Raw genomic sequence first — 1455 nt, 5'->3', positions numbered from 1 at the left:
CCGAAAGCCCAACCCCCGACACCCCCGCAGGAGGCTCGCAGTGAACGACGTGCTCGACGTCGCCCTGCGACTCCTGATCGTCTTCGTCGTCTTCCTCACCTTCCCCCTGATCGTCGGTCAGACCGAGCACAAGGTGATGGCCCACATGCAGGGCCGCCTCGGCCCGATGTACGCCGGCGGCTTCCACGGCTGGGCCCAACTCGTTGCGGACGGCGTGAAGTTCGCCCAGAAGGAAGACATCGTCCCGGCGGGCGCGGACCGCCGTATCTTCCAACTCGCCCCCGCCGTCGCCCTCCTCCCATACCTGCTCGTCCTCCTCGCCATCCCCATCGGCCCGAGCGAGGGCGCCGTCGGCCAGGTCCTGGACGCGGGCATCTTCTTCGTCCTCGCGGTGATGGGTGTGAGCGTCCTCGGCTCTCTCATGGCCGGCTGGGCCTCCGCCAACAAGTTCTCCCTCCTCGGCGGCCTCCGCACCGCCGCGCAACTCCTCGCCTACGAACTCCCCATGCTGCTCACCGCCGCCTCCGTGGCGATGGCAGCCGGCACGGTCTCCCTCCCCGGCATCCTCGACGCCTTCCACTGGTGGTGGCTGCCCTGGCAGATCGTCGGCGCGATCGTGTTCTTCGTGGCGGGCCTGGCCGAACTCCAGCGCCCTCCCTTCGACATGCCGGTCGCCGACTCCGAGATCATCTTCGGCGCCTACACCGAGTACACCGGTCTCCGCTTCGCCCTCTTCCTCCTCGCCGAGTACGCCGGAATCGTCGTTCTGTGCGGCCTGACCACCGTCCTCTTCCTGGGCGGCTGGCACGGGCCGTGGGGCGCGGAAGGCCTCGGCTGGGTGTGGACCCTGCTGAAGACCGCGATCCTCGCCTTCGTCGTCATCTGGCTCCGCGTCACCTATCCCCGCCTGCGCGAGGACCAGCTCCAGAAGCTCTCCTGGACCCTCCTCGTCCCTCTCTCCCTCGCTCAGATCGCCCTCACCGGCGTCGTGAAGGTGGTGTTCCTGTAGTGGCCCCGATTCCCGGCTCCGGCCTGGCCAAGGGCCTGGCCGTCACCCTGCGCACGATGACGAAGAAGACCGTCACCGAGCAGTACCCGGACACCCAGCCCGACCTCCCGCCCCGCACCCGCGGAGTCATCGGCCTGTTCGAGGAGAACTGCACGGTCTGCATGCTCTGCGCCCGTGAGTGCCCCGACTGGTGCATCTACATCGACTCCCACAAGGAGACGGTCCCGGCGGCGGTCCCCGGTGGCCGTGAGCGCAGCCGCAACGTCCTCGACCGCTTCGCCATCGACTTCTCCCTGTGCATGTACTGCGGTATCTGCATCGAGGTCTGTCCTTTCGACGCGCTGTTCTGGTCCCCGGAGTTCGAGTACGCCGAGACCGACATCCACGAACTCACCCACGAACGCGACAAGCTCCGCGAGTGGATGTGGACCGTCCCGGCCCCACCC

General features: G+C 68.0%; 2 protein-coding genes. Both read left to right on the top strand.

Going from position 1 to position 1455, the window contains the following annotated elements; genetic code table 11:
* The first annotated feature begins 40 nt into the window (after positions 1 to 40).
* Complete coding sequence (locus ACNFOC_RS54315; RefSeq protein WP_416966302.1) at positions 41 to 1009, top strand: complex I subunit 1/NuoH family protein; 969 nt, start codon at positions 41 to 43, stop codon at positions 1007 to 1009.
* The coding region (locus ACNFOC_RS54310; RefSeq protein ID WP_416966301.1) for a NuoI/complex I 23 kDa subunit family protein at positions 1009 to 1455 on the top strand (447 nt) is incomplete at its 3' end. The genes ACNFOC_RS54315 and ACNFOC_RS54310, both read left to right, overlap by 1 nt.

Origin of the sequence: Streptomyces colwelliae (genome assembly GCF_048158785.1) — a bacterium.
Taxonomy (GTDB): Bacteria; Actinomycetota; Actinomycetes; order Streptomycetales; family Streptomycetaceae; genus Streptomyces.
This window is presented reverse-complemented; position numbering and strand designations above follow the sequence as displayed.